This is a genomic window from Megasphaera cerevisiae DSM 20462, assembly GCF_001045675.1.
GTDB lineage: Bacteria > Bacillota > Negativicutes > Veillonellales > Megasphaeraceae > Megasphaera > Megasphaera cerevisiae.
On sequence record NZ_LEKT01000184.1, the window covers coordinates 1 to 567 of the forward strand.

Below are 567 nucleotides of genomic sequence, written 5' to 3' on the forward strand. Positions count from 1 at the left end.
CAAGAAGGGCTCGTTCTCCAGCGAGGAATCTGTCTTCAAGGTTCTCTATCTCAGGGTAAAGGAACTCTATGCCAAGTGGGAAGGGCATCATATCCAGAACTGGGCGATGGTCAGAAACCAGTTGGCTATGGATGATAAGCTGCAAGCTCGTATCCTGAAATACGAGAAATTTTAAAGCCAGCAATCACTGGTAACGCATCTTCTTTTATGATACCTAAAAAAACTTACACACTTAACTTGACAAACCCAGATTTTCGGGATTTGATATAAAGATCCTGAAAATCTTTTTTGTTCAATATACAGCTGCGTGTATCATATATATCCTGGATTCTCGATTTAACATGACGAGGTTGGCATCTTAACACCGAGTGCCTCATAAATTTTTTTCTGTTTATCTAAAAGCTCGCCAATACGCAACGAATGCCCTGCGTCTTCGAAACATTCAATCACATCCAGTTTGTCAAGCATCTGATGTAATGTATAACTTTTATATAAATTTGCCTGTTTCATTTTCTGATCCAGATACGATATAAGAATCAACGCAACAAATGTAACAAAAATTTTGCC

At 38.4% G+C, this 567-nt stretch carries 1 pseudogene; it reads right to left on the bottom strand.

The features are described 5' to 3' along the window. Nucleotides 1-336 precede the first annotated feature (336 nt). Nucleotides 337-567: pseudogene (locus tag AB840_RS18025) on the bottom strand (IS1634 family transposase); the annotation flags it as partial.